We start from the raw sequence: 16,514 nt of genomic DNA on the forward strand, positions 1-16,514 counted from the left end.
AGTGTCAGAATTAATCCAGGCAGAACTCGTTGCCCTCGGGATCGGTCATCACGATCCACCCGGCACTCATCGGCGGCTCGGGCTCGAAGCGCTCGACTCGCTTGCCACCCAGCGCGACCAGCCGCTCGCACTCCGCTTCCAGCGCCGCCATCCGCTCGTCCCCCTGCAAGCCCGGCGCCGCCCGGACATCGAGATGAACCCGATTCTTCGCGACCTTGCCCTCCGGCACCTGCTGAAAGAACACCCGCGGGCCATGCCCTTCCGGATCCTCGATCGCCGACTTCGAATTGCGCTCCTGCGCAGGCACACCGATCCGCGCGAGAAACTGATCCCACACCACAAGCGGGTCGACTCCGGCAGGCACCTCGACTCCCGGCGGCCCCGGATGCACATATCCCAGCGCATCACGCCAGAAGGTCGACAGCGCGGCCGGGTCGTGCGCGTCGAAGGTGATCTGAATGTGGCGGCTCATCAGTACTCCGTTCATGGCAGTTGGACACACGGCGTGACAGACCTTCGCGTCACCGTATGCCAGGGGTCCGACAATCTGCCGCTGTGATTGCCGGGGACGGTGATTCGCCGAGTCCGAATCTGGCGTGGACGGTCTTCATCCAGGCCGGGGCCCACCAGCAGTCGTCGCCGAGGAGTTTCATCGTCGCGGGGACGAGGAGCATGCGCAGGACGGTGGCGTCGATGATCAGGGCGGCGATCATGCCGTAGGCGACGTATTGCATCAGGACCAGGTCCGAGAAGGCGAAGGCGCCGGTGACCACGAGCAAGATCAGCGCCGCCGCGGTGATGATGCGGCCGGTGTGCGCGGTGCCGATCCGGACCGCCTCGGTGGTGGTCGCACCCTGGGCCCGCGCTTCGACCATGCGCGAGAGCAGGAAGACCTCGTAGTCGGTGGACAAGCCGTAGATGATCGCGATGATCATCACCAGCATGTTGGCCTGGATGGGTTGCGGGGTGAAGTTCAGCAGGCCCGCGCCGTGACCGTCGATGAAGATCCAGGTGAGGATGCCCAGCGTCGAGCCGAGGCCGAGCGCGCTCATGAGGGCGGCCTTGATCGGCAGGATCAGCGAACCGAAGGTCAGGAACATCAGCAGCGTGGTGACGAGCAGAACGAGGGCGATCATCCACGGCATGCGCTCGAGCAGCGCGTCGAGCGAGTCCTTCTGGATGGCGGGGACGCCGCCGACGAGCATCCGCACACCGTCGGGAAGTTCGATGCCACGCAGGTAGTCGATGGTGGCGTCGGCGGAATCGGAGTCCGCGAGCGTGGTTTTGGTGCGGTACACGTCCGACTGCACCGGCGACCGCGACGGCAGTTCGAACTTCGCCGCCAGACCGGGGGCTTGGTTGGCCATCTTCAGGGCGGTGCCGATCGCGACGCTGTCACCGGAGACGAAGATCAGGTCGATCGGATCGGAGCGACGGCCGGGGAAGGTCGCGTCGATCTGTTCCTGGGCGACGCGAGTGCTGTTGTCCGGCGGCAGATACCGTTCGCTGAAGCCGCCGAAGGCGAGATCGCGAGCGGGCAGAATCAACAGCACCAGGATCACGCACAGCACGCCGGCGACCTTCACCGGATGCTTCATCACCCACTGGGTGCTGCGGCCCCAGAAACCGTTCTCCACTTCGTAGGCGGACTTCGTTCTCCTGAGCCGCCTGCTTCCCCACATATCCACGCGCGCACCGAGCATCGCGAGCATCGCGGGCAGCAACGTAATCGCGGTGAGCGCGGCCAGCGACACGGTCGCGATGGCGCCGTAGGCGATGGATTTCAGGAACCCCTGCGGGAACAGGAGCATGCCGCCCGCGCTGGCGATGATCATCGTCGCGGAGAACACCACGGTGCGGCCCGCCGTCGTCATGGTGCGCCGCACGGCTGCCGCGGTGTCGTGGCCCTCGGCGAGTTCTTCGCGGAAGCGACTCACGATGAACAGCCCGTAGTCGATGGCCAATCCGGCGCCGATCATCGAAACAACTGGCGCGACAAAGGAGTTCACCTCGGTGAAGTAGGTGAAGGTACGCACGATCCCGCTCGCGCCCATCATCGTCAGCCCGCCGACGATCAACGGCAGCGCAGCGGCGACCACCCCGCCGAAGATGAAGAACAGCAGCAGCGCGACCACCGGGAATGCGAGGAATTCCATCCGCCGGATGTCGTCGGACAGGGTGTCGTTGAGTGTCCCCGCTACCGGTTGCAGGCCGCCCACCTGCACATCGACACCGGGAATCGCGAAGGCGTCCTTCACCTTTCTGGTATTGCGCAGCATCTCGGTGTCGTTGTCGCCGACGATGGCGACGGCGGCGACCGCGCGGGTGCGGTCCGGTGTGGCGAACAGGGAACCACTCGCCCGGCCCGTTTCGGTCTGCCAGTAGGCCCCGTTGACGCCGGCTATCGCGCCGGAATACGCACGCGGCAGGCTGTTGAGGTTGTCGACGATCTTACGACTGAACTCGGGATCGTCGACGGTCTTGCCGGGCGGCGCGGTGTACAGCACAACCACATCCACGTCGTGGTTGCGACCGAACGCACTGTCCGCCAACCGCGCCGCCAGCGCGGATTCCGATCCGGGATCGTCCATGCCGCCGGAGCTCAGCTGATCGTGCAGCCCCAGCCCGTACCCGCCGAGCGCGAGCAGTGCGGCCACGACGACGCCGAGCACGGCGAACCGGAATCGATAGACCAGATCGCCCCAGCGCGTGAACATCAGCTCGCCGCCCGTTCGTCGACTCCGAGTGCAATCTCCAAGAGGCCGCATCCTTTCAGTGGTCAGCCTGATGTGCCTCCCACCTAAAGTACCGCCACTTCGCGAGATCGCCCCTGATCTAGGACCGCGCGCGCTGATCGGCGCCGACCTCCCGCAACGCGGTGATCAGGAAGTTGTCGACCGCCTCGGTTCGTTCGAGGTGGACCAGATGGCCCGCGCCCGGAAGTTCCACTACCGCCCGGAGATCGGTGACGTTCGCGCGTAGCGTGGCGAGCGGGTCGCGGCCACTGAAGCCCTCCATGTCGGGGTCGTTCTCGCCGTAGAGGAAGTAGGTCGGGACCTCGATCTTCGCGTCGGCGAAGGGCTCGGCGAGTTCCCAGTTGCGGTCCAGGTTGCGGTACCAGTTCAAGCCACCGGTGAAGCCGGTCCGTTCGAATTCTGCGGCGATGGTGTCGAATTCATCCTCGCTGAGCCACGTCCACGGCAGCGCGGGCGCCTGGGGAAGCACATCCAGGTAGCCGAGCCCCGGCGGATTCTTCCAGGTGTCGAGATAGTGGTAGTCGCCGGAGAGCGAGAAGTAGACGCGGGACAGGAATTCCCTCGGTCGCGCGGCGAGTTCGACGTCGGCGACACCGGGCTCCTGGAAGTAGGACAGGTGCAGGAAGTGGCGTTGGGCGGCCTTGGTCCAGAAGGCCGAGGGCGCGCGGGGCGGACGCGGCGAGTACGGATTGTTCAGCACCACGAGTGCTTCGACGCGCTCGGGAGCGCGCAGCGACAGTTCCCACACCAGTTGGGCGCCGAAATCGAGGCCGACGAACACGGCCTTCTCGGCGCCGATGTCGTCGAGCAGGCCGAGAAGGTCGCCGATCACGGCCGCATTGGTGTAAGCGGCGACATCGGCGGGCGCCTCGGTGCGGCCGTAACCGCGAAGGTCGGGCGCGATGGCCCGGAATCCGGCCTCGGCCACCGCCTCGATCTGCCGGTGCCAGATGAACCCGGTGTGCGGAAAGCCGTGACAGAACACGACCGGGTAGCCCTGCCCCTGCTCGGTGACATGCATCCTGATTCCGCCCGTGTCGAGGAATCTCTGCTCCACTACCGCCTCCAATTTCTAGAACGTGTTCTGATTTGACGGTAGTGTCCGGAGGTCATGAGCGGAACACCCAAGATTCTGGCCGGGCGCGTCGCGGTCGTCACCGGGGCCAGTCGCGGCATCGGCAAAGGCATCGCCCTGGAACTGGGCGCGGCCGGCGCGACCGTGTACGTCACCGGACGCACCACCGAGCCAGGGAAGCTACCCGGCACGGTGCACGACACCGCCGCGATGGTGACCGAACTCGGCGGGCACGGCGTGGCAGCGGTCTGCGATCACCGCGACGACGACGCGGTCGAGAAACTCTTCACCCGGATCCGCGAGGAGCAGGGTCGCCTCGACGTGCTGGTCAACAACGTCTACAACTCCCCCGCCGCCGCCCGCTGGCTGGGCCGCAAGTTCTGGGACGTGCCACCCAAGGCATGGGACGAGACCTTCGACATCGGCGTGCGATCACATTATGTGGCAAGCGTGTTCGCCGCTCCGCTGCTGATCGAGTCGGCCGGGCTCATCGTCAACGTCTCCTCCCCCGGCGCTCGGCGGTACATGCACAACGCCGTCTACGGCGTCGGCAAGACCGCACTGGATCGCCTCACCGCCGACCTCGCCCACGACCTGGGCGGCACCGGCGCGACCGCGGTCTCGATCTGGCCGGGGATCGTGGATACCGAGCTGCTGCAACTGGTCCCGGCCGACGAGCACGGCCACCGCCGGGTCACCCTGCCCGGTGAGGGCACCTTCGACCTCGACACCGCCGAGACACCGCGCTTCCCCGGGCGCGCCGTGGTGGCCCTGGCCGCCGACCCGGGCCGGTCTACACGCACCGGGCAGTCCTGGAAAGTCGCCGACCTCGCCGAGGATTACGGGTTCACCGACGTCGACGGACGAATCCCGCGCGCCGACTGAATACACCGACTACCGCGATGAGCCACAACGCCGCGCGAGCTGATCGCCACTGATGCCGAGCGAATAACCCGCGCCGCGGTCAACTAAGATCAGCGACGGTAATTCTCGGCACCCGAACGAACAGGACTCCCATGGCGCGCAAAGTCGTTGTCACACTTGTCGATGATTTCGATGGCACGTCCGCTGCCGATGCGACTGTCACATTCGGAATCGATGGGGCAGCCTACGAAATCGACCTGTCCGACGCCAACGCGGCAGAGTTGCGTGAGGTGTTCGAACAGTGGGTTCCGTACGCGCGTCGCACCGGTCGGGCGAAGGCGGGCGCAGCACGTCGCCTCGGCTCGGCACCGGCGGCCGAATCCACTCGCCGCAACGATCTCACCGAGATCCGGGCGTGGGCTTCGCAGAACGGGCACACCGTGTCCAGCCGCGGCAGGATCTCGGCGGAAGTCATCTCGGCCTATGAGCAGGCATCCGCGTAAAGCTGCGGTTCGGCAACAGCACGGCGCGCATTCCCTCCGCGCGCCGTGCTGTTTTCGTCTAGTTGGGCAGCGGAATTTCGGCTTTGAATCGCTCCCCCGGCGGTAGACCGCGCAGCACCGCACTGATCCAGGCCACCGCGGGCGGCCAGCCCGCGACGGCGTTGACGAGGTGTTCGGGCAGCGGCATCGTGTAGAACCGCAGGTCCGCGCCCCGGTTCCAGTAGTCGTTCACCGTCGGCAGTACCGCCGATGTCGGGATCAGCTCGTCCCAGATTCCGTGCCACCAGAAGATGGGGCTGTCCGGAATGTGGTGCCCCAGACTCTGATCCGCGAGAACTTCCATCACACCCGGCGCCGTTTCGAGTGACTTCCCCGGCTGGAAATAGGCACTGATCGGCCGGTACGCGCCGGTGGCGGCGATCGTGTAAACGCAGCGACCCCGCATATCCGCCACGATCGCCTGACCTTCGGGTGTCAGCAATTCCTTCGCGTCGAACTGTTCGGGGAATTCCCGCGACAACGCGGCGAAGCCGAGCCACATCGTGAAATTACTGGCGCCGGTAAGGCCCGGCTGCTGGGCGATCGCGTAACGGGCCTGGGCCCGTAGATCGGCGGGGAATCCACCCACCGCAGTGCCGAGCAACCGCACATCGGGGGCGTAACTCTCACGGAGTTCGGCCGCGCGGATCGAACCCGAGCCGCCGCCGGAGTACCCGTAGAGCGCGATCCCGGAGTCCGTCAGGCCCAACGCCGAGTTCTTCATGGCGCGCAGACTGTCGAGCACCATTTTGCCCTCGTCATAGGTGTTGAAGGTATTGAACTTGCCGTCGAAGTCGGCGACGTTGATCGCGAACCCCTGCGCGAGCCAATAGACCGCCAGCGCGGCTTCTTTCATCGTGCCCGTCTGCAACGTGTAGGACGGGTTGCACGACGAATCGGTCGAGTCGATGGCCTCCTGGAACGACACCACCGGTCGCGGACTGCCCGACCACGGGATGCCGGGGATGATCACCGAGGTAGCGGTCACGATCGGGTTGTCGTGCACGTCGTTGCTCCGGAACAGCAGTTGTTCGGTGTGCACCGGGAAGGGCAGGCCGAGCAGGCGCGTCTGCACCGTTCGGGAGCGGACGATCTGGCCGGGCGCGTAGGAATTCAGATCCGCCGGATCGTCGTACCAGGGATCCTCAGCGGGCACCGGGATCGGCAGCATGTCGTAGAGCTGCGGTTCGGCGGGCAGCCGCGGGAGCTGGTTCTGGTCCGGTGGGAAGCTCGGATACGGGTCGCCGGAGGCGTTGCCGACGCTCGACATCGCCAGCCACACCGCCACCAAAGGCACTGCCGCCCACCTTGTTCCGAACACTCGTCCCCGATTCGGCCGACCGCGCCCACCCAGGCGACTCGGACGAACGGTGGCTGCCGCGCTGCGCTGCATGGCGTCTCCTCTACTAGGTGACGCTGATTACAGCACGCACACTTGTTTCTAACAAGAGTTCTTGTTAGAAATGCGCCAGGCCACCTGTGAGGATGGAACGCATCTCCTTCCTCTTCGACCCGGCATCCGAGCCACTGGCCGAACGATGACCACGAATCACCCTGCGCGAGTGGGCAACAGGCAAGCGGAGAACGGCTCGCGATAGAGTGCGCGGGGACGTTCGCAGGGGTGTAGCGCTTGATTCGGGGGAATATCGTGAACGAACTCTTGGCCTTGATCGGGGTGGGTGGGCTGATCCCGACGGTGATCGCCGCGGTGTCGGCGTGGTTCTCGACGACATTCAGCCGCCGGATCAACAAGCGGACCATCGAAGGCACCATGACCGGGGACGCCGTTCCCGTCGTCTCGACATCGACCGACCCGGCCGTCCCGGACACCGAACACATCCAGACGCCGCGTCATCGAACGGAGGAATACCTTCGGCAGGTGCGCAGTGCGATGGCACAGAGCACGGCGTTCTTCTGGGCGTACATGATCAGCGGTTGCTGTGGAGTCGTGGTGGTTCTCGCCGCCGCGTCGATGGTCGCGTTCGGCAATCGGGATGCCGCCGCCGCGACCTCGATCATGGGAGCGGTGCCGGTCGGGATCACCGCATTGTTCTACAAGCGTTCCACCGACCTCGACAAGATCGTGAGCGAGAATCTCACACGCCTGAGCAAAGCCGACGAGATCGCGGAAGCCAACCGCGCCGCGCACGACGTGGTCTCACGGATGGGCGTCGGCACCGATCAGGATCGACTACTGGCCATGATCGGTGTGCGACAACTCTTTCCGACGGCCACGCCCGCGGAAGTCGCCGAACTACTTCGTACCGTGCCTGTCGAATCCGGACGGTGAGCTGCCGTATTGCGCGGTCTCCGGGCGCTCGATCAAGAGCACGTGCGCGACCGCGTCGGCGACCGGTCGGTGCCGAATCCCCTTGGGCACCACGAACAATTCGCCCGGGTGCAGGGTTACGGGGGCGCGGTCTTCCAGGTCGATGCGGAAGGTGCCGTCCCAGCAGAGGAAGAGTTCGTCTTCGTCATGGTGGTGCCAGGGGAATTCGCCCGCCAGCTGGGCCACGCGGACGACGGTGTCGTTGACCATTGCCAGCTCGTGTTGCCGGAAGGGGCCGGGCAGGGCGGCGATGGCCGCGGGGATCGATACGGAACCGGTGGTGCTCGAGGCTGTCATGGTGATCATCGTCGGGCCGCTCGGGGCGACGATCCAGCGCCAATCGGCAATAATTGGTTTGGTGATGGATCCAATCACGGTGACTGATCGGCTCGGTCGCTGGTCGGCGGGGCGTGGGCCGCTGTATGCCCTGCTCGCGGCGGGACTGCGTGGGCTGATCGATGACGGCGAACTCCCGCCGGGCGCGCTGCTGCCGCCGGATCGCAAGCTGGCCGTCGCGTTGTCGGTCGGGCGGAGCACCGTGGTGGCGGCCTATGACCTGCTCCACGACGAAGGGCGAATCGTTCGACGGCAGGGCAGTGGCACGCGCGTCGCGGGGACGCCGCAGGTCGATCCGCCGGAAACCACCAGTGAACCGATGTTTCTCGACCTGCTCGAACCGCGGTCCGATGTGATCTCGCTGGCTTGCGCGGCACCGGACCGGCCGCCTGTCGAATTGGCCGAGTCCTATGCGGCGATGCTGCCGGCACTGGCCGCGACGACCGACGACATCGGCTACTACCCGTCCGGCCATCCGGTGCTTCGGGAGGCTGTCGCCGAGTACTACCGAGGGCGCGGTCTACCCACCGAGGCCGGGCAGATCCTCGTCACCACCGGTGGGCAACAAGCGCTTTCACTCCTCGCGCGGGCTCATCTGCGGCCCGGCGATCGAGTACTCGTGGAAGCTCCGACCTATCCCGGAGCGCTGGAAGCCTTCCGCGCGGAAGCGGCGGTCGTGTCCGGATTACCGCCCGGACTGGACGGTTTCGCGGAGGCGATCCGCGAGCAACGACCGACTCTCGCCTACGTGATCCCCACCTTCCAGAACCCGACCGGCTCGGTGCTGTCCCCGCTCATACGGCGCAGACTCACGGAAACAGCCGCAGCGGAAGGGATTACGCTCATCGATGACGAGGTACTCGCCGAGCTCGGCTTCCCCGGCCACGAAACGCCCCGACCATTGGCCGCGTTCGCAGACACCGTGATCACCATCGGTTCGCTGAGCAAAAGCGTCTGGGGCGGACTGCGAGTCGGCTGGATCCGCGCGGCTCCCCCTGTCGTCGCCAAGCTGGCCAGGCTGCGCGCGGTGCACGACCTGGGCGGCAACCTTCCCGCGCAGCTGGCCGCGGCCGAGCTACTCCCCCGCCTCGACAGCCTGCTGCGCGCACAAGCCGCCGAACGCGAACGTCGCCACGACCACCTGCGCGCCGAACTCGCCCGCCGAATCCCCGAATGGGACGTGCCGCCGGTCAAGGGCGGACAGACCCTGTGGATCCGGCTGCCACACGGCGACGGCGCCTCCTTCACCCAAGCCGCACTGCGCCACCATGTTTCGATCCTCGCGGGCAGCGGCCTCGATCCGACCGGCGGCAGCGAACGCTACCTGCGGATCCATTTCCTGCATCCGCTGGACACCCTCACGGCCGCCGTCGACCGGCTCGCCGAAGCCTGGCGCACCTACCGCCCACCGAACAGACCCGCCGTCGCGACACCACCTTTGGCGATGTGAGGGCCGCGGCCGCCCTCACCCCCGATCGCCCTCCGCCTCGACGTGCGCCCGGATCCAGGCGAGGTTGGCTCGCATCCCCTTCGCCCATTCGTCCAGCCGACGGGCGATGATCCGGCCCTCCAAATCCGGCGTCGCGGTGATCGCGAACGTCAATCCCGACGGCCCAGGGCCGACCCGAGCCCACTGCCGCAGCAGCGCTCCCTCGCGCGCCGGATCGACCTCGAATCCCCAAGTGGCACTGACCCCCTCCGCGCCGAGGACGTTCCACACCCAGCGGCGGCCCGGTTCGACCTCCACGATTTCGCACTCGGTTTCCCAGGTGCCCAAGGCGGGGTGGCTGTTGTACCCGCGGAACCGGGCGCCGATCTCCACCCGGTCGGCCGGGCCGATCCATTCGACGGCGGTGAGCTCGCCCGCGCAGCGCACCGGCAGCTCTATATCGGTGACCAGCGCCCACGCGGTGGCGGCATCGCAGGGGACCCGTTCGGTCACTTCGATCGTCGGACAGTCGCGGTAGCGCACGGGTGACTCTCTTTCGGTCCGGCAGACGAATATGTCAGAGCCCATAATTCATATCAGAGGAGGAGTTGACCTTGACGCTGCGTCAGGGTTGCACTCTGGACGCATGACGAACGACAACACAGCTTCGACCAGGCTCGCCCCGCCGGTCGGCGGATTCACCGAGATCGACGGCAAGCGCATTTTCGTGCACCGGTCGGGCAGCGGCGGCCCGGCCGTGGTGTTCCTCCCTGGCGCGAGCGCGGTCGGACTCGATTATTTCGGTGTGCAGCAACAGGTTTCGCTGTTCACCACCGCCGTCGTGTACGACCGCGCCGGCACCGGCTACAGCGATTCGCTGCCCTTGCCTCGCACCGCCACGGCGGTCGCCACGGAACTGCGCGAGCTACTGCTCGCCGAGAACATCCCCGGCCCCTATGTGCTCGCGGCCCACTCCCTCGGCTGCCTGTACGCGCACCGGTTCGCTCAGCTGTACCCGCACGACGTGGCCGGACTGGTCTGGATGGACGGCTTGCATCGCGACTGGGACGAGTTCATGCCGCAGGCGATGCGGCTGGCCGCGGCGGCGGCACCTGCGCCTGATCTCGAACAGGTCGAACAGATGCGCACCGCCCTGCGCGAGCTGCGCGGCGAGTTGCTCGCGGACTACCCCGAGCACGTGCGCCTGCCCCTGATCGATGCCAGGTCGAGTGCCGAGTGGATCCGTGTGGGCTTCGCCGAGCGCAACGGCTTGACCGACGTGGCAGCCGAACTGCGTAGTGGGCCGAACCTTCCTGATGTTCCGCTGGTGGCGCTCAGCGTGCTCGGCGCCGATCCCGGCCAGTCCGCTGCGGCGCTGTCCGAGATGCACGACGGCAGGCGGCGAATGGATGCCGCCGTGGTGAACGGGGTTTCGCGAGGGGAACAGCGCATCATCACCGACACCGTGCACCACCGACTCTGCTTCGACCGTCCCGATGCCGTGGTCGAGGCGATCCGCGATGTCGTCGACCAGGTGGCAGGCCCCTAGAATCGGCGCGGTGCTCACCATCGGCCAACTCGCGGCGACCGCCGGCGTGACCGTGCGCACCGTGCGCCACTACCACCAGGTCGGGCTGTTACCCGAGCCCGAGCGCGACGCCTCCGGCTACCGGCGCTATGCGGCGCAGGCGGCAGTGGATCTCATCCGGATCAGGACCCTCGCCGACGCCGGTGTTCCACTGTCCAGGATCGACGCGCTGCTCCATGCGCAACCGACCGAATTCGATGCGGCCATCGGCGATATCGATGAGCAATTGCAGCGCAAGATCGATCAGCTCGCCGAGTACCGCCACCGGATCGCCGCACTGGCGAGCGGCGAAAGCCTCTTCCTCCCCACCGAAGTGGTCGCCATCCTGGACCGGATGCGCGGTCTCGGCGTCAGCGAACAACGGGTGCGCCTGGAGCGCGACGCCTGGATCCTTCTGCAAGCGTTGGACGCCGATGCTCTCCCACAGCGGGTCCGCGAGAAGAACGCCGAATTCGACGATCCCGAAACCACACGCCTGTACCTCGCGGTGGACCGATCAGTCGACTGGGACCCGCACGATCCGCGCCTCGACCGGCTCATCGACGACCTGGACGCCTGGGAGATCCGGCACAGGCGAGGCACCACCCGGTCGACCGAACTCGTCGCCTCGCGAATCTCCGAGTCCTCCCCTTCCTGGCAGCGCATCGTCGACGCCCTCACTCACCGCGCCGAACAGCGAGCCACCGAGCACGACAGCTGAGGTTCCTCAGGAGCGCCGCTGGGCAGCAACGTCGCTCGCGGTCCGGACGAATGCCTGTACCCGTGCGGTGAGTCCCGTGTTCAGCCAGCCCAGGCCGAATTGCAGTGGTGGGGCGTCGGTTACGGGGACGAAGGTGACGTCGGGGCGGACGTAGAACAGCGGGGCCTGTTCGGTTGTCAGGTACACGCCCTTGCCCGCGCCGACGAGGGCGAGGATCTCCTGGAAGGTCGCGGCGGTCGGGCCCGGTTCGATGGGGCGGCCGGACGGGGTTCGTTCGGGATGGTGGAACTGGTCGAAGTACGCGGGTAGTTCCGGCGGATTCCGGATCATCGCGACCTCGGCGAGGTCTTCCAGCGATAGCGAGGCCCTGCGGGCGAAATCGTGGCCGGACGGGACTGCGAGCATTTTGGCCTCGGAGATCAGCGGCGGGCCGATGGTCATATCGGGCTCGCGCATCGGAAAGCAGCACAGCATGGTGTCGACAGCACCGCTGCGCAACCGACTCGCACCGTCGCTGAGCTGCAATTCCGTGATCCGCACAGCGCATTCGGGATGCCGGGCCTCGAAGATCTCACCTATTTCCAGCAGATACCGCCCACCGGCCGACCCGAAATAGCCGACCCGCAAGGTGCCGTGGAGTCCGCGTCCGGCCAGTTCGGCATTGCGGACGCTGCGCCGAACCTGCTCGTAGGCGGGACGAAGTTCCTCGCACAACTGACGCCCGACCGGCGTCAGGACGACCTTGCGGCTGGTCCGCTCGAACAGCGCCACCCCGACCTGACGCTCGAGCCCCTTGATCGTCTTGCTGACATGGGCCGTGGAGACCCGCAGCCGCTCGGCGGTCCGGCCGAAATGCAGTTCCTCCGAGAGCGTCAGGAACGCCTCGATCTCGTTTCGCTCCACGGCCGCCTTCGATCATTGCTCACCGGTTAACGACCCTTGGGTAATTTGTCGTTGATCATCCCCGGCGAACACTTGATCATAGATCCGTCTACGAAAAACGTTCAGAGAGGTCGGTTCGACATGGCGGTAGTGTCCGTCCCGCACATCAGGCACAGGGTCGTCGAGGTCGACGGGGTACGGGTCTTCTACCGGGAGACCGGACCGGCGGACGCACCGACACTGCTTCTCCTGCACGGCTTTCCCTCGGCATCGCATCAGTTCCGGCGGCTCATGGACGCACTCGGTGGGCGATTCCGGATGATCGCCCCCGACTACCCCGGTTTCGGGCACACCGAGGTCCCCGACGGTTTCGTCTACTCCTTCGATCGTCTCGCCGACATCGTCGAAGGCTTCGCCGACGCGGTGGGTCTGCGACGATTTGTGCTGTACACCTTCGACTTCGGCGGACCGGTCGGCTTGCGCCTTGCCGCCCGTCGGCCCGCGCAGATCGCAGGTCTGATCGTGCAGAACGCGAACGCCTACGACGAAGGCCTGTCCGACATGGCGCGCGCGATGACCGCGAACAAGCCGGGACAGCCGGGCGCCGAGCACAACGTTCGACAGATCCTCGAACTGCCCGTCACCCGCGGCCAGTACGAGGGCGGCACCACCGATCTCGAGCTCATCGCTCCCGACGGCTGGACTCTGGACCAGCATTTCCTCGACCTCCCGGGCCGCAAGGACGCCCAGGTGCTCCTCGCCCTCGATTACCACACCAATGTGGCGCTCTACCCGGTCTGGCAGCAGTGGTTGCGCGAGCACCGGCCGCCGACGCTGGTGCTGTGGGGTCGCAACGACGCCTTCTTCCCCGAGGCAGGCGCCCATGCCTACCGCCGCGACCTCCCCGATGCCGCGGTCCACGTTTTCGACACCGGACATTTCGCCCTCGAAGAGAATCTGCCCGAAATCGCGCCGATAATCTGCGATTTCATCGACACATTGCCGAATAGCTACTGAACCCGCGCCTTTCGTCTCAGCGCAGGACCAGGTCGCGGAGCGCGGCCGCGACAGCGTCGGGGTCCTCTTCGGCCATGAAGTGACCCGCGTCGACGGTGCGGTGGTCGAGATCCGGTGCCCAACTCGACCACAGCGCCGCCGCCTCGAATCCGAGTGCGGCGCCCCAGTCCTGCTGCATGACCGTCACAGGCATGGACAGCCGGGTGCCTGCCGCGCGGTCGGCGCGGTCGTGGTCGATATCGATGGTCGCCGAGGCGCGGTAGTCGGCGACGATCGAAGGGACGGCGTCGCGGCAGGCATCCAGATACGCGGCGCGCACGGGGGCGGGGATCGCGGCCGGGTCCTTGGTCCACTGGTCGAGGAAATAGGCGAAGAACGCGTCGGCGCTGGCCGCGATCATCTGTTCGGGCAGGCCCGGCGGCTGCGCCATCAGGTACAGGTGGAATCCGACGGCGGCGGTCGCGCCGTGCAGCACGTCCCACATATCGAGGGTGGGTAACACATCCAGGCATGCGAGGTGGGTGATCGTCGCGGGGTGGTCGAGTCCGGCCCGGAAGGCCACCAGCGCGCCGCGGTCGTGTCCGGCGAGCGCGAAGCGTTCATGTCCGAAAGCCGCTGCCACGGTGACGATGTCTGCGGCCATCCGGCGCTTGGAGTAGGTCTCGGGTCCGGTTGCGGCGGGTTTGTCGCTGTCGCCGTAGCCGCGCAGGTCCGGGACTATCACCGTGTGGTCGGCGGCCAGGTCGGTGGCGACGTGACGCCACATCAGGTGGGTCTGTGGGAAGCCGTGCAGCAGCACGATCGGGGTTCCCGAGCCCGCGACGGCCACGTTGAGTGCGACATCGTCGGCGGCCGGGACGCGGTGGTAGTCGAATCCGGGAATGGTGCGGGTCATCGTGTGGGCTCTCCTCGGTCGAAGGCTGGTCCGCGGGGTCTGTGCGGATCGAGTTCGAGCGTGCGGTGTCGCGATGAGCAGCCGATGAACGCGCACTACATTGGCCTGATGCGGTTTCAGGTGCTCGGTCCCGTCACCGTGCACGACGACCTGGGTGGACCGGTCGCGCTGCGCGGTCCGCGCTACCGCGAGGTGCTCGCACGGCTGATCCTGGCCAACCGGCGCGTGGTTCCGGTCGGTCGGCTGGTCGATGATCTGTGGGACGAGCCGCCCGTGGACGCGGTGGGCGCGGTGCGCACCTTCGTCGCCGGACTGCGGCGGGCGCTCGAGCCCGACCGCCCGCCTCGCACGCCGGCGCGCCTGCTGGTCACCGAGGGGCTCGGTTACGCGCTGCGGGCCGAACCCGATGCCGTCGATGCGTGGCGATTCGACGATGCGATTCGGGTGTCATCGACTCTCCCTGCGGGACAAGCCTTCTCACTGCTCACGGAGGCGCTGGGCTGGTGGCGGGGACCGGCCTATACCGACTTCGCCGATGCGGGGTGGGCACAGGCCGAACGATCGCGGCTCACCGAGCAGCGACTGCTGGCGGTCGAACGCCGTGCCGAAGCGCAGTTGGCACTGGGTGCCGCCGCGGCAGCGGTTCCCGACCTCGACGCGCACGTCGCCGAGCATCCGTGGCGTGAGGACGCGTGGGGACTGCTGGCCACCGCCCTGTACCGCTCGGGTCGTCAGGCCGACGCACTCGCCGTCCTCGCCAGGGCACGGCGGATGCTGGCCGAGGATCTCGGCATAGACCCCGGTCCGGCATTGCGCCGCCTCGAACACGACCTGCTGCGCCAGGCAGCACACCTCGACCCGGTCGCGGCCGATCCCACCGTGCAGGTCTGGGAACAGGCGCGTGCCGCGTACGACAGCGCGGTCCCGCCACGCACCGGGACGCGGCTGGAATCGACCGCCGGACTGATGCGCGACCTCGCGGTCACTGGCGGCGGCGGGTTGGCAGCGGCACGCGCACACCGGCTTTCAGCTGTCGTCGCCGCCGACGAGCTCGGAGACGCCGAATTGACCGCGCGGGTGATCGGCATCTACGACGTTCCCGCGATCTGGACCCGCTCGGACGACCCCGCGCAGGACCGACGGCTCGTGGACATCGCCGAGAAGACACTCCTGCGGCTGCCCGCCCACGACGAGGCCGACCGAGCGAGACTGCTCGCGACCATCGCCGTCGAATCGCGCGGCGCCCTGCCGGTGGACGATCCGACCGAGGCCGGGCTGCGCCCGCTGCGTGCCGCCCGCCGAGCCGAGGAAATCGCCCGGCGGCTGCACGACCCCGCGCTGCTGGCCTTCGCGCTCAACGGTGTATTCATGCAGAGCTTCCAGCGGGCCGGACTCGCGCAGCGACGCGAAGCCCTCGGCACCGAGATCGTCGCGGTAGCGGCAACCAGCAAGCTCGCCACCTACGAGGTGCTCGGCCACCTCATCCTCGTCCAAACCCGCTGCGCCTGTGCCGATTACACGGGCGCCGACCAGCACGCCGACGCCGCCGACGCGCTCGCGCAACGCTACGAACTGCCGCTCGTGAAGGTGTTCACCACCTGGTACCGCGCCTTACGTACCAGTGCCACAACAGATCTCGCGACGGCGGAGGCGGCCTACGAGGCAGCAGCCGCCACCCTCACCGGAGCAGGCATGCCAGGACTCGAGCAGGGCATATTGCCGCTGGCCCAGCTGAGTCTGTATCTGCGCCATCACGACACCGGCAAGATCGCGGCGATCGCTGCCGACACGGACTGGGGACCCTACAAATCCTGGGTCGAGCCCACCCTGCTCGTCGCGCGAGGCGAACTCGCCAGGGCGCGAGAGGCCCTACACAACCTCACGTCCCCGCCGCGCGACCTGCTGTTCGAAGCGCTATGGGCCATCGTGGCACACGCCGCCATCGCCGTCGACGATGTCGAGGCCATGCACCGAGCCAGAATCCACCTGTCCCCCGCGGCGGCCGAAACCACCGCCCAGAGCGGACTTCTCAGCGTAGGCCCGGTTCGCACCCATCTCGACGACATCGACACGGCGATGTCGCTCTGACGCGCTCGCAGCC

The 16,514-nt window shown here is 67.2% G+C and carries 15 protein-coding genes and 1 pseudogene; 8 read left to right on the forward strand and 8 right to left on the reverse strand.

What is annotated here, in order from left to right; translation table 11 throughout:
• Positions 1-10: 10 nt before the first annotated feature.
• The 3 genes and pseudogenes from ACFWPK_RS18340 to ACFWPK_RS18350 all read right to left on the reverse strand — a co-directional run bounded on the left by ACFWPK_RS18340 (position 11) and on the right by ACFWPK_RS18350 (position 3,777).
• Positions 11-472 carry a VOC family protein gene (locus ACFWPK_RS18340; protein WP_378917226.1) on the reverse strand — a complete coding sequence of 154 codons (462 nt, stop codon included), beginning with the start codon at positions 470-472 and terminating at the stop codon, positions 11-13.
• 103 nt (positions 473-575) lie between these two features.
• A pseudogene (locus tag ACFWPK_RS18345) lies at positions 576-2,717 on the reverse strand (MMPL family transporter); the annotation flags it as partial.
• A gap of 118 nt (positions 2,718-2,835) precedes the next feature.
• Entirely contained in the window at positions 2,836-3,777 is a 942-nt protein-coding gene (locus ACFWPK_RS18350) for an alpha/beta fold hydrolase (RefSeq protein WP_378917319.1), read from the reverse strand.
• A 90-nt stretch (positions 3,778-3,867) separates the two neighbouring features.
• On the opposite strand from ACFWPK_RS18350, the gene ACFWPK_RS18355 reads away from it, so the two are divergent.
• Together ACFWPK_RS18355 and ACFWPK_RS18360 are read left to right on the forward strand one after the other, a co-directional pair.
• Positions 3,868-4,716, forward strand: a complete 849-nt coding sequence (locus ACFWPK_RS18355) for an SDR family NAD(P)-dependent oxidoreductase (protein ID WP_378917228.1) — start codon at positions 3,868-3,870, stop codon at positions 4,714-4,716.
• A gap of 131 nt (positions 4,717-4,847) precedes the next feature.
• A complete protein-coding gene (locus tag ACFWPK_RS18360; protein WP_056822989.1) occupies positions 4,848-5,198 on the forward strand; it encodes an Lsr2 family protein in 351 nt (116 codons plus the stop codon).
• 58 nt (positions 5,199-5,256) lie between these two features.
• Here the strand turns inward: ACFWPK_RS18360 and ACFWPK_RS18365 are convergent, their stop codons facing one another.
• Positions 5,257-6,507, reverse strand: a complete 1,251-nt coding sequence (locus ACFWPK_RS18365) for a lipase family protein (RefSeq protein WP_378917321.1) — start codon at positions 6,505-6,507, stop codon at positions 5,257-5,259.
• Positions 6,508-6,885: 378 nt separating this feature from the next.
• Between ACFWPK_RS18365 and ACFWPK_RS18370 the strand changes: the two genes are divergently transcribed.
• On the forward strand, positions 6,886-7,527 hold the full coding sequence (locus ACFWPK_RS18370) for a hypothetical protein (RefSeq protein ID WP_378917230.1): 642 nt from the start codon (positions 6,886-6,888) through the stop codon (positions 7,525-7,527).
• Here ACFWPK_RS18370 and ACFWPK_RS18375 read toward each other — a convergent pair.
• The gene (locus ACFWPK_RS18375) at positions 7,492-7,863 is read right to left on the reverse strand and encodes a cupin domain-containing protein (RefSeq protein WP_378917232.1); all 372 of its coding nucleotides are present in this window, start codon (positions 7,861-7,863) and stop codon (positions 7,492-7,494) included. The two genes, ACFWPK_RS18370 and ACFWPK_RS18375, sit on opposite strands and share 36 nt — an antisense overlap.
• A 79-nt stretch (positions 7,864-7,942) precedes the next feature.
• On the opposite strand from ACFWPK_RS18375, the gene ACFWPK_RS18380 reads away from it, so the two are divergent.
• Complete coding sequence (locus ACFWPK_RS18380; protein ID WP_378917235.1) at positions 7,943-9,352, forward strand: PLP-dependent aminotransferase family protein; 1,410 nt, start codon at positions 7,943-7,945, stop codon at positions 9,350-9,352.
• Positions 9,353-9,367: 15 nt separating this feature from the next.
• Here the strand turns inward: ACFWPK_RS18380 and ACFWPK_RS18385 are convergent, their stop codons facing one another.
• On the reverse strand, positions 9,368-9,874 hold the full coding sequence (locus ACFWPK_RS18385; RefSeq protein WP_378917237.1) for an SRPBCC family protein: 507 nt from the start codon (positions 9,872-9,874) through the stop codon (positions 9,368-9,370).
• A 103-nt stretch (positions 9,875-9,977) separates the two neighbouring features.
• Between ACFWPK_RS18385 and ACFWPK_RS18390 the strand changes: the two genes are divergently transcribed.
• Both ACFWPK_RS18390 and ACFWPK_RS18395 read left to right on the forward strand, forming a co-directional pair.
• The gene (locus ACFWPK_RS18390) at positions 9,978-10,880 is read left to right on the forward strand and encodes an alpha/beta fold hydrolase (protein WP_378917239.1); all 903 of its coding nucleotides are present in this window, start codon (positions 9,978-9,980) and stop codon (positions 10,878-10,880) included.
• Between the two features lie 10 nt (positions 10,881-10,890).
• On the forward strand, positions 10,891-11,619 hold the full coding sequence (locus ACFWPK_RS18395) for a MerR family transcriptional regulator (protein WP_378917241.1): 729 nt from the start codon (positions 10,891-10,893) through the stop codon (positions 11,617-11,619).
• Positions 11,620-11,625: 6 nt separating this feature from the next.
• On the opposite strand, the gene ACFWPK_RS18400 is transcribed toward ACFWPK_RS18395, so the two are convergent.
• Positions 11,626-12,522, reverse strand: a complete 897-nt coding sequence (locus tag ACFWPK_RS18400; RefSeq protein WP_378917243.1) for a LysR family transcriptional regulator — start codon at positions 12,520-12,522, stop codon at positions 11,626-11,628.
• A gap of 120 nt (positions 12,523-12,642) precedes the next feature.
• Between ACFWPK_RS18400 and ACFWPK_RS18405 the strand changes: the two genes are divergently transcribed.
• Positions 12,643-13,518 carry an alpha/beta fold hydrolase gene (locus ACFWPK_RS18405; protein ID WP_378917245.1) on the forward strand — a complete coding sequence of 292 codons (876 nt, stop codon included), beginning with the start codon at positions 12,643-12,645 and terminating at the stop codon, positions 13,516-13,518.
• Between the two features lie 16 nt (positions 13,519-13,534).
• Here ACFWPK_RS18405 and ACFWPK_RS18410 read toward each other — a convergent pair whose 3' ends face one another.
• Positions 13,535-14,413, reverse strand: coding sequence for an alpha/beta fold hydrolase (locus ACFWPK_RS18410; protein WP_378917248.1), 879 nt, complete (start codon positions 14,411-14,413; stop codon positions 13,535-13,537).
• A 108-nt stretch (positions 14,414-14,521) separates the two neighbouring features.
• Here ACFWPK_RS18410 and ACFWPK_RS18415 point away from each other — a divergent pair, with 108 nt between their 5' ends.
• Positions 14,522-16,501: a BTAD domain-containing putative transcriptional regulator gene (locus ACFWPK_RS18415; protein WP_378917250.1), complete on the forward strand. Its 1,980-nt coding sequence runs from the start codon at positions 14,522-14,524 to the stop codon at positions 16,499-16,501.
• Positions 16,502-16,514 lie beyond the last annotated feature (13 nt).

The organism is Nocardia sp. NPDC058519, from assembly GCF_042719755.1.
Taxonomy (GTDB): domain Bacteria; phylum Actinomycetota; class Actinomycetes; order Mycobacteriales; family Mycobacteriaceae; genus Nocardia.